Source organism: Methanosarcina sp. DH2, assembly GCF_020804225.1.
GTDB lineage: Archaea > Halobacteriota > Methanosarcinia > Methanosarcinales > Methanosarcinaceae > Methanosarcina.
Genome location: NZ_WJBI01000014.1, coordinates 162,169 through 187,908, shown reverse-complemented (window position 1 = coordinate 187,908; position 25,740 = coordinate 162,169). Strand labels below are relative to the sequence as shown.

The 25,740-nt window shown below is 40.7% G+C and carries 23 protein-coding genes and 3 pseudogenes; 17 read left to right on the top strand and 9 right to left on the bottom strand.

Going from position 1 to position 25,740, the window contains the following annotated elements; all coding sequences use genetic code 11:
- Positions 1–15: 15 nt before the first annotated feature.
- Positions 16–174 (top strand): annotated as a pseudogene (locus tag FXV91_RS14740) (IS1634 family transposase); the annotation flags it as partial.
- Positions 175–409: 235 nt separating this feature from the next.
- Here FXV91_RS14740 and FXV91_RS14735 read toward each other — a convergent pair.
- Entirely contained in the window at positions 410–1,267 is an 858-nt protein-coding gene (locus FXV91_RS14735; protein WP_229391437.1) for a 4Fe-4S binding protein, read from the bottom strand.
- A 489-nt stretch (positions 1,268–1,756) separates the two neighbouring features.
- Between FXV91_RS14735 and hcp the strand changes: the two genes are divergently transcribed.
- From hcp to FXV91_RS14705, 6 genes are all read left to right on the top strand, one after another.
- Positions 1,757–3,385 (top strand): hydroxylamine reductase, encoded by a 1,629-nt coding sequence (gene hcp / locus FXV91_RS14730; protein WP_229391436.1) that lies wholly within the window; start codon positions 1,757–1,759, stop codon positions 3,383–3,385.
- 156 nt (positions 3,386–3,541) lie between these two features.
- Positions 3,542–3,880, top strand: a complete 339-nt coding sequence (locus FXV91_RS14725; protein ID WP_229391435.1) for a cupin domain-containing protein — start codon at positions 3,542–3,544, stop codon at positions 3,878–3,880.
- A gap of 45 nt (positions 3,881–3,925) precedes the next feature.
- Positions 3,926–4,354, top strand: coding sequence for an ester cyclase (locus FXV91_RS14720; protein WP_229391434.1), 429 nt, complete (start codon positions 3,926–3,928; stop codon positions 4,352–4,354).
- 78 nt (positions 4,355–4,432) lie between these two features.
- On the top strand, positions 4,433–5,608 hold the full coding sequence (locus FXV91_RS14715; protein ID WP_229391433.1) for a glycosyltransferase family 4 protein: 1,176 nt from the start codon (positions 4,433–4,435) through the stop codon (positions 5,606–5,608).
- 548 nt (positions 5,609–6,156) lie between these two features.
- On the top strand, positions 6,157–6,513 hold the full coding sequence (locus FXV91_RS14710; protein WP_255680631.1) for a DUF488 family protein: 357 nt from the start codon (positions 6,157–6,159) through the stop codon (positions 6,511–6,513).
- 428 nt (positions 6,514–6,941) lie between these two features.
- Positions 6,942–7,265 carry a DsrE family protein gene (locus FXV91_RS14705; protein ID WP_229391431.1) on the top strand — a complete coding sequence of 108 codons (324 nt, stop codon included), beginning with the start codon at positions 6,942–6,944 and terminating at the stop codon, positions 7,263–7,265.
- Positions 7,266–7,328: 63 nt separating this feature from the next.
- On the opposite strand, the gene FXV91_RS14700 is transcribed toward FXV91_RS14705, so the two are convergent.
- Both FXV91_RS14700 and FXV91_RS14695 read right to left on the bottom strand, forming a co-directional pair.
- Positions 7,329–8,090 (bottom strand): acyl-CoA dehydratase activase, encoded by a 762-nt coding sequence (locus FXV91_RS14700; protein WP_229391430.1) that lies wholly within the window; start codon positions 8,088–8,090, stop codon positions 7,329–7,331.
- Positions 8,087–9,349, bottom strand: a complete 1,263-nt coding sequence (locus FXV91_RS14695) for a double-cubane-cluster-containing anaerobic reductase (protein ID WP_229391429.1) — start codon at positions 9,347–9,349, stop codon at positions 8,087–8,089. Before FXV91_RS14695 ends, FXV91_RS14700 begins: the two co-directional genes overlap by 4 nt.
- A 154-nt stretch (positions 9,350–9,503) precedes the next feature.
- Here FXV91_RS14695 and FXV91_RS14690 point away from each other — a divergent pair, with 154 nt between their 5' ends.
- Together FXV91_RS14690 and FXV91_RS14685 are read left to right on the top strand one after the other, a co-directional pair.
- Positions 9,504–10,079, top strand: a complete 576-nt coding sequence (locus FXV91_RS14690; RefSeq protein ID WP_229391428.1) for a class I SAM-dependent methyltransferase — start codon at positions 9,504–9,506, stop codon at positions 10,077–10,079.
- Positions 10,080–10,102: 23 nt separating this feature from the next.
- A complete protein-coding gene (locus FXV91_RS14685; protein ID WP_229391443.1) occupies positions 10,103–10,513 on the top strand; it encodes a threonyl-tRNA synthetase editing domain-containing protein in 411 nt (136 codons plus the stop codon).
- Positions 10,514–10,570: 57 nt separating this feature from the next.
- On the opposite strand, the gene FXV91_RS19915 is transcribed toward FXV91_RS14685, so the two are convergent.
- The 5 genes from FXV91_RS19915 to FXV91_RS14665 all read right to left on the bottom strand — a co-directional run bounded on the left by FXV91_RS19915 (position 10,571) and on the right by FXV91_RS14665 (position 13,123).
- Complete coding sequence (locus FXV91_RS19915) at positions 10,571–10,723, bottom strand: CGGC domain-containing protein (protein WP_255680623.1); 153 nt, start codon at positions 10,721–10,723, stop codon at positions 10,571–10,573.
- Between the two features lie 14 nt (positions 10,724–10,737).
- On the bottom strand, positions 10,738–10,833 hold the full coding sequence (locus tag FXV91_RS19910) for a hypothetical protein (RefSeq protein ID WP_255680622.1): 96 nt from the start codon (positions 10,831–10,833) through the stop codon (positions 10,738–10,740).
- 58 nt (positions 10,834–10,891) lie between these two features.
- A complete protein-coding gene (locus tag FXV91_RS14675) occupies positions 10,892–11,257 on the bottom strand; it encodes a sulfite exporter TauE/SafE family protein (protein WP_229391427.1) in 366 nt (121 codons plus the stop codon).
- Between the two features lie 424 nt (positions 11,258–11,681).
- The gene (locus tag FXV91_RS14670) at positions 11,682–12,014 is read right to left on the bottom strand and encodes a CGGC domain-containing protein (RefSeq protein ID WP_229391426.1); all 333 of its coding nucleotides are present in this window, start codon (positions 12,012–12,014) and stop codon (positions 11,682–11,684) included.
- Positions 12,011–13,123, bottom strand: coding sequence for a (Fe-S)-binding protein (locus FXV91_RS14665; RefSeq protein WP_229391425.1), 1,113 nt, complete (start codon positions 13,121–13,123; stop codon positions 12,011–12,013). The genes FXV91_RS14670 and FXV91_RS14665 overlap by 4 nt, the downstream gene beginning before the upstream one ends.
- Before the next feature lie 544 nt (positions 13,124–13,667).
- Here FXV91_RS14665 and FXV91_RS14660 point away from each other — a divergent pair.
- Positions 13,668–13,912: pseudogene (locus tag FXV91_RS14660) on the top strand (IS5/IS1182 family transposase); the annotation flags it as partial.
- Here the strand turns inward: FXV91_RS14660 and FXV91_RS14655 are convergent.
- Positions 13,907–14,130: pseudogene (locus FXV91_RS14655) on the bottom strand (IS5/IS1182 family transposase); the annotation flags it as partial. The pseudogenes FXV91_RS14660 and FXV91_RS14655 overlap by 6 nt on opposite strands.
- Before the next feature lie 456 nt (positions 14,131–14,586).
- Here FXV91_RS14655 and FXV91_RS14650 point away from each other — a divergent pair.
- From FXV91_RS14650 to FXV91_RS14620, 7 genes are all read left to right on the top strand, one after another.
- Positions 14,587–14,814: a hypothetical protein gene (locus tag FXV91_RS14650; protein ID WP_229391424.1), complete on the top strand. Its 228-nt coding sequence runs from the start codon at positions 14,587–14,589 to the stop codon at positions 14,812–14,814.
- A gap of 107 nt (positions 14,815–14,921) precedes the next feature.
- Entirely contained in the window at positions 14,922–15,494 is a 573-nt protein-coding gene (locus FXV91_RS14645; protein ID WP_229391423.1) for a DUF1788 domain-containing protein, read from the top strand.
- 179 nt (positions 15,495–15,673) lie between these two features.
- A complete protein-coding gene (gene brxC, locus FXV91_RS14640) occupies positions 15,674–19,279 on the top strand; it encodes a BREX system P-loop protein BrxC (RefSeq protein ID WP_229391422.1) in 3,606 nt (1,201 codons plus the stop codon).
- 16 nt (positions 19,280–19,295) lie between these two features.
- Positions 19,296–22,832, top strand: a complete 3,537-nt coding sequence (gene pglX, locus FXV91_RS14635) for a BREX-1 system adenine-specific DNA-methyltransferase PglX (RefSeq protein WP_229391421.1) — start codon at positions 19,296–19,298, stop codon at positions 22,830–22,832.
- Positions 22,832–23,677, top strand: a complete 846-nt coding sequence (locus FXV91_RS14630) for a TIR domain-containing protein (RefSeq protein WP_229391420.1) — start codon at positions 22,832–22,834, stop codon at positions 23,675–23,677. The genes pglX and FXV91_RS14630 overlap by 1 nt, the downstream gene beginning before the upstream one ends.
- 9 nt (positions 23,678–23,686) lie before the next feature.
- Positions 23,687–25,063, top strand: coding sequence for a helix-turn-helix domain-containing protein (locus FXV91_RS14625; RefSeq protein WP_229391419.1), 1,377 nt, complete (start codon positions 23,687–23,689; stop codon positions 25,061–25,063).
- A gap of 362 nt (positions 25,064–25,425) precedes the next feature.
- Complete coding sequence (locus FXV91_RS14620; RefSeq protein WP_229391418.1) at positions 25,426–25,653, top strand: Fic family protein; 228 nt, start codon at positions 25,426–25,428, stop codon at positions 25,651–25,653.
- Positions 25,654–25,740 lie beyond the last annotated feature (87 nt).

Sequence of the window (25,740 nt, the reverse complement as noted above, 5' to 3'; positions counted from 1 at the left end):
CCCTCATTAGCATAAAAGCCCACTTTGAAGTGGRCTTTTATGCTAATGAGGGAGATTACAGAAGTAAAAGTGGAAGTTGATTCAAAAGTAGTAACTCAAATTGCTAACATGGATGAAGTTAAGGGCAAGATAATAAGGTTGATGGGGAAGAATTGTGAAAAATACTACTTTTGAGTGGGGATCTGCGGAAAGTAAGGTACAAAGTAATCAATAGGCTTTAAAATGAGCAGTGGTAGCGCCCATATAATGTACTAAAAAGCTTATCGTATATTTTCGTTAAAATGTTGGCTGAATCCTACATGGAAAACGATTTAATATCGACAGAATCAAAGCCATTACTGAAGTAGAATTACTGTGGCCAGAGTCTCATAGGCCTATCAACGTTATTCCTGGAAAAAACTCTGGAATTTCAAAGAAGAACTTCTTTCCTGTATTTTTCAAATCCCAACCTGTCAAAGAGGTCTCCTAACCTTTCTCCATCAAGACCTTCTTTCCTGTAATACTCAAAGGTTTTTTCAAGGACTGAGAAAAGCTGTTCTTCATCCGCAAGCTCAAGAAGCTTTGTCCCATGTCCAGGCTTCCTTCCCAGCTTACCTCCGACAAAGATTGTGTATCCGGTTTTTTCCACCCTCAGCGCATCTTTCCTGCAGGCTGCTATACATAACCCGCAAAGGATGCACTTTTCCATGTCTATGCTAGCTTTATCTTCCAGAACCTTTATTGCTTCCATTTTACATGCTTTTTCACAGCGCTTGCAGCCAACACAATTTTCTGAGAAAATTTGTGGTTTTGTCGTACCCATTACTCCAAAATCGGTATCCTGGGGTTTTACGCAAGCCGATGGACAGCCAGTTACTGCGATCTTGAGTTTTTTGGGAACAGTTTCTCCTACATATTTTTCAGTTATCCTGTATGCTATTTGCTGGCAGTCGATCAACCCAAATCTGCAAACCTCATTTCCCTGACAGGCAACTACTGCTCTTACTCGTTTTCCAGACGAGCCTTTCAAAACTCCCTGCTTCTCAAGTTCAGAACTTGCTTCTTCAGCCTCTTCGAGTTTGACAAAAGGAATCTCAATTCCCTGCCTTGAAGTTATGTGGATATATCCATGTCCGTATTTCTCAGCAGCATCAGCAATTGCACGCAGCTTTTCTACGTCAACCCTGCCACCAGTAGCTTTAACCCGCATTGAAACCATGTTTTCCTGCCTCTGAGGCAGAAAGCCCTTACTTTTGAGTAAAGACTCATCAACCTTTTTCTCATTCATATAAGATCACTTCCTGAAAAGGCATTAGAATTAATGTATATAAAAATTGTTAATGATTCGGTTTTCCTTATAGATTGCTATTTGTAATCCGAACTCGAAACGTGGAATTTCTATTCTGTACCGGCTGCTTGGACAACTATCCTTTACTCTGGGCTACCTGCACAAGATCGAATACATCATAAGAGAAACTGTTGAAGGCGGAATAAAGTGTCAACAAAAAGAAAAAATCTCTATTGTTTGCAACCTAGAGGATAAAATCCAAGCTCTAGCTTGTGAAATTGAATTTTTATTTTTAAGGTACCCATATCGAAACTGTCTCCTATATATGAGCCACTATCGTATAGAAAATAGTTCCCTATTGTATTTTTTACAGATACATTCTACTACTATATTACACTACACCTCAATGATTAAGAAACTGAATCGTTATATATGACAGGATGAAAAAACTGAGAGTAAACTGAATAACAGTTTTAAAGGTGATAAAGTATGTTTTGTAATCAATGTCAAGAAACTTTTAAGTCAATAGGTTGTACGAAAAATGGAGTGTGTGGCAAGAAAGGAGAAGTTGCAGATCTTCAGGACAGATTAATCTATGTTCTCAAAAGCATCTCTTTTTATAATCTTAAAGCAAGAGCTGCAGGTCTGAATGAAGAAGCAACAGATCGTTTTATTCTTGACGGCTTCTTTGCCACTCTTACTAACACTAATTTTGACAAGGAGGAAATTGAATCCTATATAAAGAAAGGATTTGAGCTCAGAGACAACATTCAGGCAAAGCTTCCTTCGGGAATAATAGATGCCGAAAAAGGCCTGCCTGCAGTGGCTACAGTTACCCCTGAAAACATAGGAAATTTGGATGTTGCTGTTCACTCAACTGCAGATGAAGATATCCGATCCCTTAGAGAACTTCTCACCTACGGGATGAAGGGAATGGCCGCTTATGCACACCATGCCTATATTCTGGGGTATAAAGATGAAGCAAGCTTTGAGTTTATAGAAAAAGGACTGGTTGCAACAACAGACGACAGCTTAGGAGTGGAAGCTCTAATCGACCTTGTCCAGGAGTGCGGACAGAAAGGTGTAGCTGTCCTCGCCCTGCTTGACAAAGCAAATACAGAAACATATGGAAACCCTGAACCAACAGTAGTTAACATAGGTGTAAGAGATAAGCCTGGAATACTTATCAGTGGGCACGACCTTCGAGATCTCGAACAGCTCCTTGAACAAACGAAAGGCACAGGAATTGATGTTTATACCCACGGCGAGATGCTGCCTGCAAACTCTTATCCTGCCTTTAAGAAATATGACAATTTTGTAGGCAATTACGGAAATGCCTGGTGGAGACAGAACGAAGAGTTCGAAAAGTTCAACGGCCCCATCCTGCTGACAACAAACTGCATAATCCCACCAAGGGATTCATACAGAAACAGGATCTATACTACAGGAGTCGTGGGTTTTGAAGGGCTTACCCATATATACGAAAAAGAAGATGGCACAAAGGACTTTACTCCCCTTATAGAACAGGCAAAAATGAGCAAGCCTCCCGAGCAACTGGAAAGTGGAACAATAGTTGGAGGTTTTGCACATGATGCAGCCCTTTCTGTTGCAGATAAGATAATAGATGCCGTAAAAAGTGGAGCAATCAGCAGATTCATGGTTATGGCAGGCTGCGACGGCAGGCACAAAGAAAGAGCATACTACACCGATTTTGCAAAAGCCCTTCCGAAAGACACAGTCATCCTGACCGCAGGCTGTGCTAAATACCGCTACAACAAGCTGGACCTGGGCGACATCGGAGGAATCCCAAGAGTAATCGATGCAGGCCAGTGTAATGATTCATACTCTCTTGTAGTAATAGCTCAGAAACTTGCAGAGGCTTTCGGGCTTGAAGATATAAATGACCTGCCTGTTTCCTACAACATAGCATGGTATGAGCAAAAAGCCGTGCTTGTCCTGCTTGCCCTCCTGAGTCTTGGAGTAAAGAACATCACCCTAGGCCCAACACTCCCAGCCTTTGTTTCGCCGAACGTCCTTAAAGTGCTGGTTGATAATTTCAATATCAGGCCAAACACAACCGTTGAAGCGGATATGAAAGTACTTCTGAATCAAGCTTGAACTTTAGGAAGAAACTGGTATTGCGTCAACAGCAAAATATCGTATAAATTAATTGTGATTATTCAGAAATCAAATCTCTGAACATTGACGCAACACTAACTAAATTATTAAAATATACTGAATAACATAAAATTATGGTCAAAAAGAGGGAACAATATGAAAGTTATTGATATGGAATCTTCACCTGAAAAGCCGAATCCTCATAATGTAAGCGTTAGAATGCTCTATGATACAGAACATGCCCAAGCAGTACACATAGAACTAAAGCCAGGAGAAGCCTTAAAAAAGCATAGCACTCCCACAGATGTCTTTTTCTATATTCTTGAGGGGAAAGGAATTGTTGAGATTGGGGATGAACAACAGGAAGTCAGTAGGGATACATTAATTGAAAGTCCTGCAAAAGTTCCTCACCGCCTTCTGAATCCTGGAGCTGGAATCTTTAGAGTACTCGTTGTTAAAGTCCCGAGACAAACCGAATCCACACGCTTGCTGTGAGGCCAAATCACACAAACAGGATAAATAAAACAATAGAGGGGAAACATGTCTACAGAAGAAAATAAAGCAATAGTCCGTCGATTCTTTGAGGAAGGGCCCTCCAAAGGAAATCTAAATATTGCCAATGAACTGCTATCATCTAATTTCACTCTTCATGTTCCTCTTCCTGTATCTTCAGGAATCAATGGAATAAAAGAAGTAATTACCTCATGCAGAGCAGCCTTCGAGCATCTCAATGTTACAATAGAAGATATGATTGCCGAAGGAGATAATGTGACTGCTCGCTTCACAGCCCATGGTATACATAAAGGCGATTTTATGGGTCTGCCGGCCACAGAAAAAACAATAACCATGACTGGTATAGAGATCTTCCGTATTAAGGATGGTAAGATTGTCGAGTTGTGGGGTGAGGCTAACCTTCTCGGCCTGATGCAGCAGTTAAGGAATTTTTCTTCACCTGGGAACCAGGGTTAAACTCCGCCAGGCACACAGTATCCTGTTTGGGATTTAGTTCCTTGACTCTCACCTTGACAAAAAGGGATAAGTGAGCCTATGAAAAAAATTAGAATAGGAATGTTTTCCTGGGAAAGTTTGTATTCCATACGTGTTGGGGGAATTGCCCCCCATGTATCCGAACTCTCAGAAGCTCTTGCAGCTGAGGGGCACGAGGTTCACCTTTTTACACGGGGCCATGAAAATAATGATGAGATAATCACTGGAGTCCACTATCACAGAGTTACATGTGATCAAATTGGGGGGATAGTGGAACAGATGAACATGATGTGCGACAATATGTACAATCGGTTCCTGAATATAAGAGAGAAAGCAGGAGAATTTGACGTCTTGCACGGGCACGACTGGCATCCTGTAAATGTTCTCTGCAGAATAAAAGCCGAGTTCGGGCTGCCCTTTGTTCTGACTTTTCACAGCACTGAATGGGGACGTAATGGAAATAGTTATGGAGACTGGTGGGAGGCAAAGGAAATCTCGCATAGGGAATGGCTCGGAGGGTACGAATGCTCCGATGTGATCACTACTTCGACAATATTGAAAAAAGAAATTCAGCAAATTTACAAAATTCCCGATTACAAACTCTGGAAAATTCCTAATGGCATAAATGTGGGAAAGATTAAAAGAGAAGTTGATCCAGGGAATATAAAAAAGCATTATGGCATTCATCCGTGTCTTCCAGTTGTGCTTTTTACTGGAAGGATGGCATATCAGAAAGGGCCTGACCTGCTAATAGAAGCTGCGGCAAGGGTTCTGAAAAAAAAGAATGCACAGTTTGTACTCATAGGAGAAGGGGAAATGCGCGCCCATTGTGAATATCAAGCTCATAAACTTGGGATCGGTAATTCCTGTAACTTTCTTGGGTATGCCCCGGATAATACTGTGATAGACTGGTTTAATGCCTGTGACCTTGTTTGCATTCCTAGTAGGAACGAGCCTTTCGGAATTGTCGTACTTGAAGCCTGGGACGCAAGTAAACCGATAGTCGCAAGTGATGCAGTTGCCCTTGTGGAAAACTTCAAAACAGGCATTATTGCTTATAAAGAACCCTCTTCTATTGCCTGGGGCCTAAATTATATTCTTGAAGGGCTTGGCTGTAACAGGATGGGAGAAAAAGGGAACGATCTTCTTAAACAGAAATACAACTGGAAAACCATAGCAGAAAAAACTTTGGAAGTATATGAGAAATTGGTTGAAAAGCACAAATCCAGTTTTTGAAACTTAAGAAGCTGATTTTTCTCTTATTTTAAAGCTATCAAGATATTTTACCCAAAGATGGGAACCTTTACAAGTAATTGCCTGAAAAAGGATCATGAAAATAAAATTTAAAGCCATCAAGTTTAGATCTTCAATTTGCTGAGAACGAGTTTTTTGTGCATATAATCTTACATTTAAAAAAACCGGTAGTATCCAAGGTAAAATATTGAGAGTCGAAAAGTTACGTGCGGAATCGGATCTTGAAGAATCAGAACTTTATGAGAGTTGCGGGATGAAACTAAAGCAGCTGAGGTGCGAGCATCTCAAATTGAGACACAAACTGATCTCGGCCAAGAAAGAAACGATGGAATTAAAAAGGAGATAGAACTGTTAAAAATAATTGCTACAAACTGCAATATTAGAATCAGCAACTCAAATTTCGGGCTATTGTTCTTGGTCGTTAAATCTGGATATGCAGAAGCCATTTAGAGCCTATCCGGAAAGTTAAAAATGAGTAAAGGAATAAACGCACTCGGAAAATGTTTAAATAATTAAAAGGGGGGAAGTAGCTGATTCGACTGAAAAGGATTTACGAACAACCATCAGATCAAGACGGATTCAGGGTACTTGTGGACAGGCTTTGGCCCAGGGGACTTCGCAAAAATGAAGTCAGGCTTGATCTATGGTTAAAGGAGATAGCTCCTAGGGACGAGCTTAGAAAATGGTTTTCCCATGATCCTGAAAAATGGGAAGAGTTCAGGAAATGCTATCTTGAAGAACTGGAGTTAAAGGAAGAGCATGTACAGAAACTCATAGATAAAGCGAAAGAAAATGACCTGACCCTGCTCTATGCCGCAAAAAATGAAGATTTTAATAACGCTGCAGTTTTAAAGGAGTATCTGGACTCCAGATTAAAGAATCCGTGATCGCAAAAAATTGGATAGTACAAAAACTGTGTATCGATCCATATATCATCAATGAACCATGGATAAACATAGATGAACGCAGATGATTTCAATTAGTGTTTATTCGTATCCATCTGTAGATTTTTCATGGAAGAACTATTTAATAGAACTTATTCAGAGTCTAACATACAGGACTAAATGTTTTTTTTTAGAAGATTCAAGTAAGAGAAGAAAAATAAAAAGAAATAAATTTGTCTGATATTATTCCTTAAAGATAAGATAAACATTTAAAATACTGCCTTATTGAGAAATAGGTGTCGTTTTTGTACATCTGCGGAAAATTGGGTATATTATTTATCTTACACTTGATGCAAATATTTTACACCTCGTTACTGTGAGTTACAGATAACGGCAAAGTCTCATATAAATGAAAAGTTAAAGAAAATACTATGATAATTGGAATAATAATAAACACTAACGAACCCGAAACAGTGTGGAATGCCTTTAGATTCGGAACTACTTCATTGCTAAATGACCACAAAGTGAAAATTTTTCTTCTAGGGAAAGGGGTGGAGTCAGAGAATATCAGGGACGAGAAGTTCAATGTTCAAGAGCAAATAAAGCTTTTTGTGGAGAATAATGGCAAAATCTTTGCATGTGGAACTTGTCTGAAAACAAGGCAAATGGAAGGAAGCGAGTTTTGTCCGATCTCAACCATGCATGATATGCTCCATATAGTTGAAGAATCTGACAAAATTTTGACATTTGGCTAAGCTAATTCCCAGATTTATCTCTAAAAAAAGAAAGCAACCAAAACGGGGAAAACTTGAGAGTTTTTAGCTGATACTGTATAATGCAGCTCCAAGTGCTCCCGTAACCTGCGGATCAGGAGGTACAAAAAGTGAAATGTTTAATTCTTTTTCCAGCGCCACCTTAATGCCGGTATTTTTTGCCACGCCGCCCACGAAGGCCACATTTTGTTTTAGCCCTACTTGTCTGACCATGACAGCAACTCTTCTGGCAACGCTTTCAATTAGTCCGGCTGCAATATCTTCTTTTTTAAACCCTCTTGCCCGGAGAGATATGGCCTCAGACTCGGCAAATACAGTACACATACTTGTTATGCCTGCAGCTTTTTTTGAGGTTAGTGCTAAAGGCCCAAATTCATCTATAGGCACTTCAAGCGCCCTTGAAGTGTACTCCAAGAATTTACCCGTGCCAGCCGCGCATTTATCATTCATTAAAAAATCAGTTACTTTCCCGTTATTAACCGAGATAACCTTACTATCCTGGCCTCCAATATCGATAACCCTGTTGACTTCTGGATAAAGGTAATAAACACCTATAGCATGAGCAGTAATCTCACTTACAGCTTTGTCGGCAAACTTTATACTATTCCTACCGTATCCGGTTGCATATACTCCATTTACATCCTTTTTATTTACTCCTGCATCGACAAGTACTTTATTATATGCATTTTCTGCAGCAGTTAAAAAATCAAATGCAGTTGGTAACACAATTCTAGAGATAATCTGACCGTTGTTAACAAGAACGGCCTTTGTTGTGGCCGAACCTGAGTCTATTCCCATTGAGATCATGAAAGCATCTCCATAAAAGCATCTACACGGAGTCCGATCTGCTCAATATCTGAGTCCCCGTAATCTGTTTCAATAGCAAGCATAGGTATCCCGGCTTTTTTTAGTGCCTGTTGTACCTTGTACTTCTCAATATTGTATCCGTGACAGAATTGTAAGGTATAATACACAACGCCATCTACTTTAAACTCCCTTACAAGCTCCAGAATATTATTTATACGCCTGTCGTTTGGAGTCATACAGGAACAGGGTATTTTGAGGTAACGCTCTGCCAGTGCAATCATAGGGTCTTTATTTTCATCAACTAAGTCCCAGAATGACCTTGTGCCCGTACAGCTTTCCTCCACGACAATGACACCGCCCCTGTTCTCTATGATCTCAGGCACTTTGGTATTGCCTCCTGCCATCGGGCAACCGGATATCATTATTCTGGGCTTATGCCCCAAATCCATTTTAACCTGTTCCGCTTCTTCGATGAGCATCCGGGCAGATCTTTTCAATTCGGCCGGTGAGAGGAAATACTGTTTCTGCATGATCTTTAGTACATCGAGCCCACTGACTAACGGAGGGTCTACTTTCCGCAGATCATATAATTTGTGAATCAGTTGTCTCGTCTCGTTTGACGACTCTATTTCCTTCTTTAATTTTTCAACTGTGACCCTGTTACCTGTCAGCTGTTCCATGACACCTTTGAACTTCTCAAGCTCCCTTAAAAAATATTTTATAGCTTCTGGGTTGTCGGGATTCTGCGGAAGATCGAGAACGTATGTAGAAACATAATCTCCCAATAATTCATACATCTTCTTTTTACTATCACAGGTATTCTCGGCAACTATCATGTCTACCATGCTAAAATGAGAGCACGATTTTACGCCTGAGCAACCATTGTTAACAATCGAACCAAAAGAGGACTTGACAAGCGGGCAGATATTTCTGGGCAAGTACTGCTCAGCTATTGATATCGTATCGTTCTTACCCCCACAGAGTATGACACGGTCGGCACCTGCTGCAAAGATGATCTCGTCAGGCACAAAAAGACATAAAGTACCAATTATCTTCTTTCCAGTTTTTCTCTCCTCTGCTATCTGGCAAATCCGCTTATTATATGAATTTTTGACGTAGTCAAGGCTTTTAAACTGTTGCATATTCTCTATGAAAAAACGATGTTGGTATATTAAATCATTTTCTATTCCTGCAAAATAAATATGATTTCCTGAAATATTTCGAAAGTTTTGAGCAAAAAACACCTCAAGCAACTTCATTTGTATTTGATTAGAAACAGGTTGCCTAAAAGTATTGTTTTTTATATTAAAACTAATTATAGCTTCAAGTCAATAAAATCATTATAAACAGTATTCGAAGTTATGCATGAGATTCGTTAACATGTAACAAACTAAAGAGAGTCGGGTATTGAGCATGAAAGTTAGAGAAAGTGGTATGCCCAACGAAAAGATATGGACAGAATTCTTTGAGCCAGAAAAAATCTTGTGTATTATGGAGCTTAACCATAATGTGGCAGATGTAGTGGAATTTGGATGTGGTTATGGAACTTTTACTTTACCCGCAGCAAAAATCGTAAAGGGAACAGTATATGCTATTGATGTCGAAGAAGAAATGATAAAGAGAGTTGTCGAAAGAGCAAATGAAAAAAAATTAAACAATATAAGAACGCTTCTTCGAGATTTTGTTAATGAAGGTTCCGGGTTTGAAGACAGAAGTGTGGACTATGCAATGTTTTTTAACATTCTTCATGCAGAAAAGCCGGAAGAACTCCTTAAAGAAGCCTATAGAATCCTAAAATCCGGAGGGAAATTAGGCGTAATACACTGGAACTATGATCCTGAAACACCTCGAGGCCCACCAATGACAATACGGCCCAGACCAGAGCAATGTATTAAATGGGCTATTGAAGGCGGATTTAAGTTTGAGGGCAGACATGATCTGAAACCATACCATTACGGTCTTGTCTTCTCAAAGCCTGGAAAGGAATAAAATAGTGCTTTTGCGTGGTTAAAATGAAGTTATTAATGTTCGATACTAATGATTTCTGGTATAAAACGTTCAGCAAGACCGTAGAATCTGCTGAGACCTGTGATGTAGAAGAATCAACAACAGACTCCCTTGTTATTTTCATCAACGTTGAGAAAGAGGATGAGGATCAGAAAGATAAGGTTGTTAAGAAAGCTGTTAATAACATTAGCTGGTTAGCTAAAAAAACGGATAGAAAAAAGGTAGTTCTGCATTCATTTGGGCATTTATCTGAGAGTAAGTCGAGTGTCGAGTTTGCGGAAGATGCCGTTAAAACAATCAAGGATAAACTAACTGCGAAGGGGCTTGAAACCTCAACGACACCATTTGGATATTTCTATGAATTTAAAATTCATGTTAAAGGCGAATCGTTAGCAAAGGTCTGGAAATCACTGTAATTTCGTTTTCATTCATCGTCCCTAAGACTATTAAAAATTTATCTCATCTAAGAAAGGTTAATGTGTGTAATCAATAATTTTTACAGTATCGCCAAGTTTCCTAACGATAGCATCTTTCATATCTTGTGCATGAGGGCACTGGAAGCCTATAGGTGTACCCTTAAATATGCAGGATGCTAGAACAATCGTATCAGCTCCTCTTTTAACCATCTCCGCTGTTCGAGTCACTGCTTCTTTGCCAGGAAACCGTCACAAGTATTGAGACCTATTATTTCGATATCCTCTGTAATCCCTTCAAAAGCTAGTTTTTTTTCTTTCATCACCTTTAAACAAGCAGTAGCCGGGCACATATCGGCAGTGTACCGTAAGCTATGTAAATTACTTTCCCATGAAAACTTTAAGTCCTACCAGCATGAAAAATATACCTAAACCCTTCTTCATCACATCTGCTGATAACGTATTTGCAAACTGCGCTCCGAATTTTGCACCTACAACCATAGCAATACAAATAATTATACCCGCAGATAAATCGGCGTTTCCTCTTTTATAATATTCGAGAAACGCAAGTATTCCAACAGGCGGAAGCATTGCGACCAGAGAAGTACCTTGGGCTTTCAACTGAGAAAATCCCTGTAAAAACATTAATGCAGGAATGATTATAATTCCGCCACCAATTCCGAATAATCCGCTTAATATGCCTGCCACAATACCTATTATTGTATACCAAATTAAATCAAGTATCAAGTAACCGCCTCCTGAAAGTTTCCATCAACAAACTACTCTATCTCTGGATTCACATTGATGCTTAAAAAGGACTAAAGTCTATCGAAAAGTCAATAATGGCATGCAGCAAAGTCAATAATACCTATAATATAAGTATATCCATCCCGATGTGCCTGCTAACTTTGTAAAAGATTATGTGAGCCACAACGCTTTTCTGATAGACTCTGAGAAATGTAAAAGGCGAATCATTGGCAAAGGTCTGGAAATCATTGTAATTTAATTATTATTTTTTATCAATAGGACTTATGGATTAATACACAAAATCAAGCTCAATAAACACTATTATCAAATTTATTTTGATCAGCTTGAGGTTTAAAGCTTATTGATTTTCAGGCTCAATTGCATAAGTCCTATTGTATTCAAAGTTTTACCTCTTTTACGAAGATTAATGTGTATAATCAATGATTTTTACGGTATCACCAAGTTTCCTAACAATAGCGTTTTTCATTACCTGTGCATGAGGACACGGAAAGCCTATAGGAGTGCCTTTAAATATGCAGGAGGCAAATACAATCGTGTCAGCGCCCCTTTTTGCCATTTCCGCCGCTCTTGTTACAGCCTTCTTTCCTGGGCAGCCGCCACAAGTACTGATACCAATTACTTCGATGTCCTCTGTAACTCCTTCAAAAGCAAGCTTTTTTTCTTTCATCACCTTGAAGCAAGTAGTAGCAGGACACATATCTTCTGTTTGTATACATCTGATTAAGCCGACTTTCATAATTCCTCCTCCTTCATATTTCCAAATATACTTTCTGCCAGCAAAACTGAAATATCCTTCATATTCAACTCTTCATCCTTTGACTTACAAACACTGCCTATATGATGCATGCAGAAGGGACAATACGAGATCATCACATCGGCCTTCTCTTTATAGTCCTTAACCGACATCATGGCAATATCGGCAGATATTTCCGGGAAGTTGGGTTTAAGACCTGCAGGACCTCCACAGCATACCTGTTTGCCGTCAAAGAGCTCCTTTATCTTCACATCCATGCTCGAGAGGATATCACGGGATACATCCTTTGATTCTCTCAGGGGACAGGCATCCCTTACCGCAACAGTATACTCAAGTTTCTTTGGTCTGAGAGTACCATCATTTATCAAATCTCTGAACAGGTTGAGAGAATGTTCAACTTCAAAGTTCAACTCCCTGTAGAGTTTAGGGTACTCACGGCCCAGAACTAGGTAACAACCGGGGCATGAAGCTATAACTTTCTTCACTCCCAGGGATTCGATATAGTCTACGAATTTCTTTGCATGCGCTGCTGCCTCTTCAAGATGCCCGTTGTCTATGAGGAAAAGCCCGCAACATTTCTCTTCCTTCAGAAGCATTGGCTTGATGCCGACATGGTTGAGCAGGCGAATAGTTGACCTGGCTATGTCCGGCTGGCTGTGTGCAATCCAGCAGCCTGTCATATAGGCAATCTCCGAGCTTTCGTCAATTTCAAGGTCATCTGTGATCCAGTCAAACCTTGTTGACGGGTCCATACCTCCGGGACTATTACGTTCAATAATGTTCTTTGAGATGGCCGTGGTCTTGGCAGGCTCTCTACCCTGCTTTGCTAACAACTCCCTTTCATACTGGATGATATCTGTGATTGGTATACTTACAGGGCATACATCATCACATGCTCCACACCTTGTGGAAAGGTAAATATTGTCCATCTCGTCCTGTGTAAGCTCTTCACCTGCGACTATCTTTGCAAGTGATTTGATCTTTCCTTGCGGAGTAAAACGATTACCTTCAGTAACCATGTTGGCAGGGCATACATCCCAGCATTTCTTACAATCAATACATGAACTTATTTCTTCTTGGAAACGATGCATATAGCAACCTCATTTGTTTTTATGTGGAGCGCATCATTAATAATTGTTCCAGTAGTTTTTATATATTTGTAATGATTGTAACGAAGACTTGGTATTCAAAACTCGACGAAAACCTTTGCAAGTGATTCACCTTTAACGTGGATGGAGAACTGGTAAAGACAGCTAAAAGCTCTCGGAAAAGAAAATGTTAAGCTTGACGATGAAACAACGAAATCAATTGCAAGTTCTATTGGCTATCAACATACAACTTTCAATGATAAATTAGGTGCTCTTATCAATGAATATGGAGTAACTTGCACTCCAGAAAATAGAAGTCTTATGAGTTTAAGAAATAAAGTAGTGCATAATGCTAAATTTCCTAGTGAAATCAATTCAAGAGTAATTGAGCCTTACGAGGAATATACAAGACTAGTCATTTCGTAGACAGAATATTGCGGCTCTGTAGAAATCCTCTAAATTCTGTTTTTACCCAAAAATTTTATAAAAATTAAATTGTAAAATTGCTCCTTATTTTTTGTCCCCACAAAAAACGAAGGAGCAATCCCTGTTGTCATCAAATAAGTATATCAAATTTATTGATCTCTTCTTAAGACGGTTCAGTCTAGAAGACTGAACCTTTACTCCTGCAAATATTCCAAACATGTTTATACTCAACATCAGCTTCTTGTTCTGGTTTTATTGAATGAGTATATAAGCGCAGACTATCGTGATTTTGTAGAACTTATCGATATCATGAACGATATAAAGGAAAAACTTGACCTTGATAAGATTCCTCATTTCACTACTCTTCAAAATTACTTTTTTATCTGTGTCTACTGATATTGAAGTTTTCAGGAAGCTCCTTCGGATCTTTCCTGTTCTTCGAGATAATAATAACTTGCATAAGAACTCGTAAACCCAGTTGCATCAATAGCTGTAATAGAGACATTTTCTCCGTATGAATAAAACAGCTTTAGAACTTTTGACAAAATGAGATTAAATAGTAAAGAAGGAATTCTGGTTACGAACTATTGGGATGGAAAATCAGTCAAAAAACGGATCATGATATCAAACATGTAAATGCTCTGATAAGACAATCAAATAAGACAAGAAAATCAGAATGTTACGTGATGGATAAAGGGTATGATTCTGAAAAAATTCATGCTCTGGTTAGAGAAGAAATCAAAGCAGTTTAATTATACCTCTAAGAGAGAGAAAGAGGAAGAAAGTAAAGGGAAAATACAGAAAAAAAGCTGTATTTAAGCTTTGACAAAATCAAATACAATAAACGCAATATAGCGGAAACAACGTTCTCTGTTGTCAAAAGGAAGTTTGGAGAAATACTCAGGGCAAGAAAGTACTTCAACCAAGTCAAAAAATAAAAATTAAACTGTTAGTCTACAATATAAATAAAAAAGTTGCAGAAATAATTTGTATCAAATTAAGGATTTCTACAGAGCCGAGATTTCTTCAAACCCCTTCAGATGTCAGCAAAGATAGAACTGATGGCTTATCAACAGAAAGGCATTGAAAGAGTTTTTGTTTTTACCGGTGGAGACGCTTCCTGTTCTGAATGCCAGAAACTTTCCGGCAGAGTGTACACAATTGATGAAGCTCTGAGAGAAAAGCCCATTCCCTGCAAGGCATGCAGTCATCAGTTGCATGAGGGCAGGGAGGGTTGGTGTATGTGCCAATATATGCCTCAGCATTGAACTGTTAATTTATTGAGACCATTAGATGCAGAGAGCTTGAAAATAAATACTACAGTACTGGTTGAAAATAATAACCAATTTATAGATAGCGCCTGTATTCTAAGATCATGAAACTTGAAGAGCGTCTCGAACTCTTTAACGACAAGATCAAAACAAAGGATTTTCTGGACTGCAAGGGGTTGGGAAACGAGATTCCATACTGGATTTTTGATTACGAACCGGAAAAAGAGCTTCTTGTAAGGGACACTCTAAATAAGATGATCTCAAGCTTTGAGATCAAACACTCGATTAAGATAGTTGAGATTAATCTGTACAATCTATGTCTCAAAATCCTGAATCAGAAGCTTACTGATGAAAAAATAATTCAGTTTGAAAAGAAAAAGGGTTCAGATGCCTTGCTTGAGAAGATCAGATTAATTCTGAATCAAGAAGCCACAAAAAAAGAGATTACCGAGATACTTAAAGTTGATTACAACCTGATTTTCCTGACAGGAGTAGGAAATGCATGGCCAATGACAAGAGCTCATTCCGTCCTTAACAACCTTCATTCTGTTACAGGCAAAAAGCCCCTTGTGATGTTTTATCCGGGAAAATTCAGCGGGCTTGACCTGAGCTTATTTGGCGAATTTAAAAGCAAGAACTACTACAGAGCTTTCCGCTTGATGCCAGAAGCAATATAATTTAAGAAGGTTGCCCCGGATTCTTTTTGAGGGGAAGTTTCAGGCTGAAGGGAAGTTTTAAACTTTCAGGCTATACTCTTAATTATCTTAAATTTGATTCACATTGGAATTCTATTCACATTGAAGTTCTATTCACATTGAAATTCTATTCAGACTGATATTTACTCAGAGTGCTAAACATGACTGCCACAGAAATAAAAATAGAAGATTTATTTGAGAAAGATATCCGAAGGGATATCAACGGGGTAATTAAAGTTGATCAGGAAGACGAAAGAAGCGTCTATACTGAACTTGATGAGTATGTGGTGACAGGCGAGTCTCTAAAGCATTTTGATACATTCTTCAGGAACTATACTGCAACACTGGAAGAACCCACGGATAAAATAGGGGTCTGGATCTCAGGGTTCTTCGGATCGGGTAAATCACATTTCCTCAAAATCCTGTCGTATTTACTGGCAAATAGAGCGGTTCAGGGGAAGACAGCACTCGAGTTTTTCAGGGAAAAAATAACAGACCCCGCGATTTTTGCCAATATTGAGAAAGCCGTTACTACCGGCACTAAAGACGTTATTCTTTTTAATATTGATTCCAAAGCAAACACTGCAAACAAGGGCGACGAGCAGATTGTAAATATCTTCATGAGGGCTTTCAATGATATGCGAGGGTATATGGGAGACGTTTTCTGGATCGCAGACCTTGAAGAACAGCTTGAAGAAAAAGGACTCTATGAGCCTTTCAAAACCGAGTTTAAGCGTATAAACGGAGAACCCTGGGAAGAAAGACGAGTCGCCTACGGTTTTGAGCAGGATGATATCATAGAGGCCCTTGCAACCTGCGGCTCGATGAGCAGGGAATCTGCTTCAAGGCTGTTTGAAAGCGATGGGGCCAGCTATACTTTCAGCGTTGAGAAATTTGCAAATAAGCTCAATAAGTACTGCAAATCGAAAGGAAAAGCCCACCAGATCATTTTCCTTGTGGACGAAGTGGGGCAGTATATAGGAGAAAACAGCGAGCTGATGCTCAACCTCCAGACCATTGTTGAAGATCTGGGGACCAGGCTTCAGGGAAAAGCCTGGGTTGCAGTGACTTCACAGGCTGATATTGATACTGTTACAAAGGAACACGTAAAAGGCAATGATTTTTCCAAGATCCAGGGGCGTTTTAACACCCGGCTGGGACTTACCAGCGCCAATGTGGACGAGGTCATCAAGAAAAGGATCCTGCAGAAGAAGGAGGAATACAGGGAAGTCCTCGCCTCTTACTATGCTGAAAAACAGACAATACTCAGGAACCTGCTTGCTTTTTCAAACCGGGCTGAAATAAAGGTTTACAAGAACGAAGAGGACTTTGTAAACGTATATCCTTTTGTCCCCTACCAGTTCAATCTCGCGCAGAAGGTCTTTGAAAAAATAAGAGAAACCGGGTTTACTGGGAAGCACCTGGCAAAAGGAGAAAGGTCACTCCTTGGTGCTTTTAAGGAGTCGACGGTGAACTACGGCGAGAATAATGTGGGGCTGCTGATTCCTTTCCATGCTTTTTATGAGACTATTGCAGGTTTCCTTGACCCGATTATTGCAAAGACGATCTCCCACGCCCGGAAAAATGAGTTCCTCAATGAAAAGGACTGTGAGGTTCTGGAAGTCCTGTTTATGATCAGGAATATCAAGGAAATTGAGCCAAACCTCGATAACCTGATAGTGCTCTCCATCACTTCGGTTGACGAAGACAAGATAAAACTGAAACAGAGAATCATCGAATCCCTGCGAAAACTCGAAGACCAGACCCTGATAAACAAGTCCGAAGACAAGTATTACTTCCTGACAAATGAGGAGCAAGATATCAATAGAGAGATCAAAGGGATAGATATCGAAGAGCACCAGATTCTTGAAGAAGTCCATGGGATGCTCTACGAGCAAAAACAGGGAATTTGCTCGGCTTCCCATAAGGATTACAAATTTAACAAAGCGATTGACGACAGGGTAAAAGCTGTTCCAGGTGCAGACCTTACGATCAAATTCCTGACCCCCCTCTCAGACCAGTATAATAGTAAAAAAGGCAACCAGCAGTCCCTGAGCGGCGACAGTTTAAGCAATATCGATTCAGCGGACACCCTGCTTTTCATACTTCCGGAAGACGATTTAATCGATCAAATCAGGTCCTACCTGAGAATAGAGAAATACCTCAAGCAGAACTCTTCAAACCGGAACAATGTGGAAATCCAGAACATCCTGTCCACAAAACAGCAGAATGCCATAAGCGCAAGAGCAAACGCAGCAGAGCTAATTCAGAAAGGAGTCTCGGATTCGAGAGTGTTTGTTGATAACAAGGAAGTAACACCTGGGAAATCCAGCCCGAAAGAGCGCATAAAAGAAGGGCTTGACCTCCTTATAGAGAACGTCTACAACAAAGCCGGATATGCCACAAAGGAGTACGAAACCGAGAGTGATGTGCTCAGAGTCCTGCGTTCGGACGACCTTGAGAGATTTGGAGGTGAATGCAGCGACATAAACAGGCTGGCTTTAAAAGAGGTGCTTGAATATATCCAGCTTAAGCAGGTGAGGAGCGGGAGGGTTCTTTTAAGTGACTTAAAGGAACGTTTCATGAAAAAGCCCTACGGCTGGAAAGAAATGACGATTTCAGGGCTTGTAGCAACCCTTTTCCTCAGGGAAGAGATTAAACTCCGCTACCAGTCCGAGTGCCTGTTCAATAACGTGGATGCTACAGCAAAGCACCTGACAAGAAGAGACGATGCTGACAAACTGGTCATAGAAATCAGGGAGAAGACCGGAGAAGAAGAACTCAAAGCCGTTAAGCAGATCCTCAAAGACCTTTTTGAGAAACTGGACCTGCCAGAAAAAGAAGAGAAGCTCTACGAAGAGGCAAAGAAAATATTCCAGAAAGAGCTTTCAGGCCTGCAAATAATCGAAGGCAGGTATGAGGAAGAAAAGAGCTTCCCGGGCAGAACCCAGATAGAAGCCTACAGGAAATTCCTGAAGGAACTGACAGAGAACTCTGACCCCTCAGCCTTTTTCAGAGCCATTGCCTCCCGAAAAACCGAGTTTGAAGAACTTCATGCTGATGCAGAGCCGGTGAAAAACTTCTTTAAAGGTTCCCAGGTTGACATCTTCCGGAGGCTTGCCCGCAAGTACAAAGCTTACTGCAGAAACACCCAGTTCCTCGGGGAAGAAACAAAAGCAGCCATTGAGGAAGTCGATGCAATCCTGAGCCTGGAAAAGCCTTACCCCCAGGTCCGCCAGCTTCCCATGCTGGAGAAGAAGATAGAAGCTTCGATTCAGGAGGCCCTTTCTGCCCAGAAAAAAGAGATAAGAGAAAGCCTTGATACGGTTACAAAAGAACTTGGGAAGGACCTTTCAGACGAGAAGTATTCAGACGATTTCAGGGAAACAGTGCTTGGACTCTTCAATGTAGTCAAAAGGACCATAGAAGACGCTGAGGACTGCGCTCTTGTCCAGAGCCAGCTCCCGATGATAAACTCTCTTCGGGTAGAGGCTTACGGGCTGAGAGATGCTGAAATCCTGAGACTCAGGGAGAAAACGCCGGAAGTACCCTACGGTGGAGGCACTGACAATCCAGGAAAGCCAGAAGGAGGATGTATTCCACCCAAAGTTCCACAGGTTCCACAAAGGACCACCAAAGTAATAGACAAGCTCTCCTTTTTCAAGTCAGAAAAAATGCTGGAAAGCGAAGAAGATATCGAGGAATACATTACCCAGCTCAAAGGGAAACTAATGAAACTTGTCAAAGAGGAAAACATTAGAATCTAAAAGGGTCGGATGAAAAATGGACAAATCAAAAATTATCGAATTCTCAAACAAGGTTCGGGACAAGTTAAATGCAGAAGTAAGAAGCCAGGCAGCTCGCTACGGAATCTCCTCCAAAGAAATCCATGCCGTAGAAGAGCATGCCGATTCAGTTGTGATCAACGGCAGCGTCTTTAACTCAAGAATCAAAAACCAGCGTTCTCAGCTTGTGAAACAGATCAGGGAGAAAGGCTACGAACAGGTCATGGAAGAAGCGACCTATACCTGGTTCAACCGCCTTGTAGCCCTTAAGTTCATGGAGATGAACGGCTGCCTTCCAGACCAGATCAAAGTTTTCACTTCAACTGACCCGGATAAACCTGAGCCCGACCTTCTTACTAACGCCCTGAAACTTGACTTCTTGAACCTTGAAAAAGATCTCGTTCTTGATCTCAAAGCCGAAAACAAAGACGACGAACTTTACAAATACCTGATTCTCAAGCTCTGCAATTACCTGCACAACACCATGCCCTTCCTTTTTGAGGAAATTGAAAACTATACCGAACTCCTTTTCCCCGACAAACTCCTCCATACAGGCTCCATCCTGCATGACCTTAATTCAATTATTCCGGACGAGGACTGGCATGAAGTTGAAATCATAGGCTGGATTTATCAGGACTATATAGCTCCAAAGAAAGAAAAGGTCTTTGCCGACCTCAGAAAGGGAATTAAAATTAGTAAAGAAAATATCCCGGCAGCAACTCAGCTATTCACCCCTCACTGGATTGTCCGCTACCTTGTGGAAAACTCCTTGGGTCGCTTGTGGATGCTCAACCGCCCGGAATCCAGCCTTGTTGACCGGATGGAATATTACATAAAGCCGGAACAGCATGAAACCGATTTTCTGAAGATTAATTCTCCTGAAAAACTCAAGATCTGCGATCCTGCCTGCGGTTCAGGGCACATGCTGGTTTATGCTTTTGACCTACTATATTCGATTTATGAAGAAGAAGGCTACACCCCTTCCGAAATACCGGAACTTATCCTGAAGCATAACCTTTTCGGGATCGAAATTGATAAACGTGCAGGGGAACTTGCTGGCTTTGCATTGACCATGAAGGCAAGGGGTAAAGACCGCCACTTCTTTAGAAAGACAGTTCAGCCCAATATTTGCATGCTGGAGAACGTCGCTTTTGAGGAAGGCGAAATCAGCGGTTATATAGATGCAGTTGGAAGTGGTCTTTTCACCAATACCCATAGAGCCATTCTTCTTCAGTTTTCCGAGGCTGATAACTTCGGCTCACTTATCTGCCCGGCTGCAAAGAATGTGTCGGGTCTCTTAAGCTTGCTTGAATCCAAAAATCTTTCCGGCAACCTCTCATGCCTTGCAACTCATCTAAAAGTCACGCAGGCTCTGAAGCAGGCAGATTATCTCAGCCCAAAATATCACATAGTTATTACCAACCCGCCGTATATGGGTGGTAAAGGCATGAACAATGAGTTGAGGTCTTTTTCTCAGGAAAATTATCCGGACAGTAAATTCGACCTTTTTGCCATGTTTATAGAACGTGGTTTCAATTTAATTGTTGAATGCGGATACAATGCAATGGTCACGATGGAAGCATGGATGTTCCTTTCTTCATATGAAGAACTTCGCAATAAATTTCTTAAATCAGCAACTATCAATTCAATGGTTCATATGCCTTACCTCGGTAAAGGTGGAACGAGTATGGGGATTAACTTTGGCACAACAGCAACAGTTTTCCAGCATAGATTGAATCCACATATCAAAGGAAAATTTTGTTGTATTCGATATTATGAAACTGATGAGAATGGTGTTCCATTAGAATTCCCTGTACGAAATGAACGACTAAGTTCTGCCTCCACCATCGACTTTACGAAAATTACTGGGAACCCAATTGCGTATTGGGTGAGTGAAAAAGTTAGAGAAACATTTGCAAGTATGGAGTCTTTGGGGAATATTGCAACTCCAAAAGCCGGGCTTGCTACAGGTGACAATACACGTTTCCAAAGAATGTGGTATGAAGTCTCTTTAAAAAGTGTTTACTTTAAATGTACTTCGAACCAAGAAAGTAAAGCTAGTTTGTTAAAATGGTATCCCTGTAATAGTGGAGGAGAATTTCGGAAATGGTATGGTAACAACGAAGTAATTGTAAATTGGCAATCTGATGGAGAAGAGATACGAAGTTTTAGAGATTCTAGAGGAAAGTTAAAATCGAGACCTCAGAATACTCAATTTTTCTTTAAAAGGGGTATTACTTGGACAAAACTAAGTTCGTCATCTTTTGCTTCTAGACTTCGTGATAATGGATTTGTTTTTGATGACACTGGACGCTCTGCGTTTCCAAAAAATCCCGAATTTTTAGAACCAATTTTGTCACTAATGTGTAGTAACCTATCCACTTATTTTTTACAGATCCTTAATCCTTCAATGAGCTTTACCAGTGGAGATATAGGCAATATTCCAACGTCTGAGACTTGTTTGAAATTGTATCCAAGAAGGATAACTGAATCGATAGTTAATATTTCCCGTGCAGATTGGAATTCCTACGAAACCTCTTGGGATTTCACCACCTTCCCACTATTAGAATCCGAGCTCCGCCAACCAACACTTCACGAAACCTACTTCAAAATCTGTGTCCACTGGAAAGAAATGACTCTTGAAATGCGGCGGCTGGAGGAAGAAAACAATCGGATTTTCATTGAAGCCTACGGACTGCAGGATGAATTGACTCCAGATGTTCCTCTTTCTGAGATCACGCTAACCTGCAATCCCTATTACCGCTATGGCAACAACAAAACAGAAGAAGAACTGGAAGCTCTGCTGCTGACCAATACTGTAAAAGAATTAATTTCTTATGCTGTTGGCTGCATGTTCGGAAGATATTCACCTGAAAAAGAAGGGCTGATTCTTGCAAATCAGGGTGAAAAGCTGGCTGATTTTAAGGAAAAAGTACCTGGAGCTTCTTTCCTGCCGGATGAGGATAATATCATCCCGATTCTCGATGACGAATATTACACGGATGATATCGTAAACCGGTTCAAAGAATTCTTGAAACTTACGTTTGGAGCTGAGACACTTTCCGAAAACCTAGACTTTATTGCAGGGGCGCTTTCGAAGAAAGGAGAAGCTCCTGAAAAGGTTATCCGAAACTATTTCCTGAAGGATTTCTACAGCGATCACTTGAAAATGTACAAGAAGAGACCAATTTACTGGCTCTTTACTTCTTCTGAAAAAGGAAAAGTGTTCAATGCGCTCGTTTACATGCACAGGTACGATAAGACTACCCTGGCGAAGATGAGGATCGATTATCTGCTGGACTTTGAGTCGAAGCTGGATGCTCAGAGGCCGCTTCTGGAAAAAGAGATCTCCGGAAGTAAGGATAATAGGGGAAAAGCCGAGGCTGAGTTGGTGAAGCTGAGAAAGAAAATCGATGAGCTCATAAAATACGATGAATTGCTTCAGCATAAAGCGGATCAGATGATTGAGATTGATCTGGATGATGGGGTTGTGGAGAATTATAAGAAGTTTGAGGGCTTGGTGGGAAAAATCTAATGGATATTTTGGATGGCAAAATGTACTACCACGTTAAAATTCGGCAGAAATCCAGTAAAGTGACTGATGAATTAAAGCTTGATTTGAGCGAAGAAAAACTTCTTAGTCAATTTATAGTTCCCTATGAAAATGGTGAGAATATCTTTGTTAATGGAAAAAGTATTCCTCCTGAGGATATCGAGAGGATAAAGGTTAATAAAACAGAAATGAACTCTGCAGAATTGATGCCTATTATTCGAACAAAAAGACCAAAAAAAGCCGTAGCACCACAAATTTCAACTGAGTGGCTCGTGACTAAGGAAGGGGAAGATGTTACTGATGATCTCATTAAAGGAGAGCCTGGATATAAGAAAAAGAAATTAGGTGAAAAAATGGAAGAGGTAAAACCTAAGAGTAATCAGATTTTTGTTGTTCATGGTCATGACAATGAGATGAAAGAAGCAGCAGCTCGGATATTAGAAAGGTTAGGTTTAGAACCTATCATTTTACATGAACAAGCAGACAGGGGAGCAACAATTTTTGAAAAATTTGAAAAGCATTCTAAAAACGTCTCCTTTGCTGTAGTCCTTCTTTCACCTGATGACAAAGGATATAAAAAAGATCAGGATCCGCATTCCGCAAGTTATAGAGCACGTCAGAATGTAATTTTGGAACTTGGATATTTCATTGGAAGACTTGGTAGAGAAAATGTGTTTGCTCTACTCAGGCAAGAAGAAAATTTTGAGTTCCCATCTGACATCTTTGGAAGACTTTATACTCCGTATGATTCAAGTGGATATTGGAAAAATAAACTTGCCAGAGAACTGGAAGCAGCAGGCTACGATATAGATTTTGGGAAATTATAAACTGATAACATGGATCTTAAAAATCTTCTAAAATCTGGAGAATCCGAAATCCTTGAATTCAAGGAGAAATTCGATGACAGAACCGTAGAATCAGCTGTAGCTTTTGCCAACGCAAAAGGCGGCATGATCCTTATAGGGGTTTCTGATAAAGGGGCCGTCACCGGGGTAGATATTGGAAAAGAGACTCTGGCAAAATGGGCAAACCAGATCTCAGACAAAACCGAGCCACAGCTTATCCCTGAAATTGAGGTGTTTGAATTTGAGGGGAAACAGGTTGTAGCGGTAAATGTCCCGGAGTATCCTATAAAACCTGTATCCGTCCGGGGCAGGTGTTTCAAGCGAGTAAATAACAGCAACCGGAGTATGAATTCGCAGGAAATTGCGGAAATGCACCTGCAGTCTACCGGGATGAGCTGGGATAGGTTTCCAGCGGCTGGAAAGGCACTTGAAGACCTTGATCTTGAAAAGGTCAGGAGATATATCCGAAAGGCAAAAGTTTCCGGAAGGAAAGGGTTTGGAGAAGAGGAAGACCCTGTTCAGGTGCTCGAAAAGATGGAGCTTGTGAAGAATGGAAAGCCTACCTGGGCTGCAGGGCTCTTGTTCTGCAAGGAGGGAAGGCGTTTTCTTTCCCAGGCTGTAATCCATTGTGGACGGTTCAAGAACCAGACGCTTGTAATTGACGACCGTCTCATTGAAGGTACGCTCTTTGAACAGGTCGAAGAAGCCATGGATTTTGTCAGGAAGAATACCAGCGTAAAATTCGTTATGACTGGAAAACCTGAGAGGGAAGAGGTCTGGGACTATCCGTTAGAAGCGATCAGGGAGGCTGTTGTAAATGCGGTTTGCCACAGGGACTATACAGCTCTGGCTCATATTGAGATCCGGATCTACGAGAACGAACTGATTGTATGGAGTCCTGGAGGGCTTCCTCTGGGCCTTACAATGGAAGACCTTTTAAAACCTCATGCCTCGAAATTGAGGAACAAAGGGATAGCAGAAGTCTTCTTTGATACCAGAATAATCGAGCAGTGGGGCAGCGGCATTGAAAAGATGATAAGTTACTGCAGGGAAGCAGGGGTTCAAGAGCCTGTTTTTGAAGAGTACCAGGGCTTCAGAGTAGTTTTCAGGAAAGGGATTTTCAATGAAGAATATCTTAGAGGACTCGGGCTAAATGAGAGACAGATCAAGGCTGTATTCTACGTAAAAGAAAAAGGAAAGATTACCAATAAAGAATATCAGGAAATATCCAATACAATTAAAAGAACGGTTTCCCGGGACTTGGCAGAATTAGTTTCTTTAAAGATATTTGAACAAATCGGCACTACAGGGAAAGGAACAGAATATGTTCTATCAAGAACCACAGGTGAAAAAGAAGATACTTCCTAAAGGGGACAAAGGGGACATAAAGGGGACATAAAGGGGACAAACACGCCATAATCAAGCCAACGGTACCAGAAACAAAGCCGCCATCAAAATTCTATAAAGGCGACACAAACACGCCAATGCCGCATAAGCCGCACTAAATAACAGAAAAATAAAGAATCGGGTGCAATGAAGTTCCAGAAACTCCTCAACTCCGGCGAATCCGAAACCCCTGGTTTGCCCAAACCGGAAATCATCGAGATCGGGATGGCGGGTGCAGTTCATTGTTTATCTTGCAAAATCCCTTGCGGTTGAAACCACCGACCCAGTTACCGACCCAGTCACCGACCTAGCTACCGACCCAGTCATATGACCAGGTTCAAAGATTGTTACTGGCACTTAAAGACGGAGAAAAATCCCCCTCTGACCTCCGCAGCATTTTGAATATTAAGCATCGACCTACCTTCAGAGATAACTATCTCCACCCTGCCCTCAATGCAGAATTAATTGAAATGACGATTCCGGAAAAACCCACAAGCAACAAGCAGAAATACCGCCTGACGGCTAAAGGGAAGTCACTTTTAGATAAAAAGACCACGGGAGAAGAGGAATGAAAGATCAGAATATCAGGAGTCATAGGTGAAAAAGGAGATATCATCTAAAGGGGACATAAAGGGGAAAACACGCCATAATCACTCAAC

What these genes read in the sequence shown, in the direction of transcription:
- FXV91_RS19915 (WP_255680623.1), bottom strand. Translation starts at nt 10,723, where the DNA reads ATGGTTAAAAGAGGAGCTGATACGATTGTTCTAGCATCCTGCATATTT.
- FXV91_RS14685 (WP_229391443.1), top strand. Translation starts at nt 10,103, where the DNA reads ATGAAGTTATTAATGTTCGATACTAATGATTTCTGGTATAAAACGTTC.
- pglX (WP_229391421.1), top strand. Translation starts at nt 19,296, where the DNA reads ATGGACAAATCAAAAATTATCGAATTCTCAAACAAGGTTCGGGACAAG.
- FXV91_RS14650 (WP_229391424.1), top strand. Translation starts at nt 14,587, where the DNA reads ATGTCAGCAAAGATAGAACTGATGGCTTATCAACAGAAAGGCATTGAA.
- FXV91_RS19910 (WP_255680622.1), bottom strand. Translation starts at nt 10,833, where the DNA reads ATGAAAGAAAAAAAACTAGCTTTTGAAGGGATTACAGAGGATATCGAA.
- FXV91_RS14665 (WP_229391425.1), bottom strand. Translation starts at nt 13,123, where the DNA reads ATGCATCGTTTCCAAGAAGAAATAAGTTCATGTATTGATTGTAAGAAA.
- FXV91_RS14720 (WP_229391434.1), top strand. Translation starts at nt 3,926, where the DNA reads ATGTCTACAGAAGAAAATAAAGCAATAGTCCGTCGATTCTTTGAGGAA.
- FXV91_RS14700 (WP_229391430.1), bottom strand. Translation starts at nt 8,090, where the DNA reads ATGATCTCAATGGGAATAGACTCAGGTTCGGCCACAACAAAGGCCGTT.
- FXV91_RS14690 (WP_229391428.1), top strand. Translation starts at nt 9,504, where the DNA reads ATGAAAGTTAGAGAAAGTGGTATGCCCAACGAAAAGATATGGACAGAA.
- FXV91_RS14695 (WP_229391429.1), bottom strand. Translation starts at nt 9,349, where the DNA reads ATGAAGTTGCTTGAGGTGTTTTTTGCTCAAAACTTTCGAAATATTTCA.
- FXV91_RS14625 (WP_229391419.1), top strand. Translation starts at nt 23,687, where the DNA reads ATGGATCTTAAAAATCTTCTAAAATCTGGAGAATCCGAAATCCTTGAA.
- FXV91_RS14630 (WP_229391420.1), top strand. Translation starts at nt 22,832, where the DNA reads ATGGATATTTTGGATGGCAAAATGTACTACCACGTTAAAATTCGGCAG.
- hcp (WP_229391436.1), top strand. Translation starts at nt 1,757, where the DNA reads ATGTTTTGTAATCAATGTCAAGAAACTTTTAAGTCAATAGGTTGTACG.
- FXV91_RS14705 (WP_229391431.1), top strand. Translation starts at nt 6,942, where the DNA reads ATGATAATTGGAATAATAATAAACACTAACGAACCCGAAACAGTGTGG.
- FXV91_RS14670 (WP_229391426.1), bottom strand. Translation starts at nt 12,014, where the DNA reads ATGAAAGTCGGCTTAATCAGATGTATACAAACAGAAGATATGTGTCCT.
- brxC (WP_229391422.1), top strand. Translation starts at nt 15,674, where the DNA reads ATGACTGCCACAGAAATAAAAATAGAAGATTTATTTGAGAAAGATATC.
- FXV91_RS14715 (WP_229391433.1), top strand. Translation starts at nt 4,433, where the DNA reads ATGAAAAAAATTAGAATAGGAATGTTTTCCTGGGAAAGTTTGTATTCC.
- FXV91_RS14735 (WP_229391437.1), bottom strand. Translation starts at nt 1,267, where the DNA reads ATGAATGAGAAAAAGGTTGATGAGTCTTTACTCAAAAGTAAGGGCTTT.
- FXV91_RS14725 (WP_229391435.1), top strand. Translation starts at nt 3,542, where the DNA reads ATGAAAGTTATTGATATGGAATCTTCACCTGAAAAGCCGAATCCTCAT.
- FXV91_RS14645 (WP_229391423.1), top strand. Translation starts at nt 14,922, where the DNA reads ATGAAACTTGAAGAGCGTCTCGAACTCTTTAACGACAAGATCAAAACA.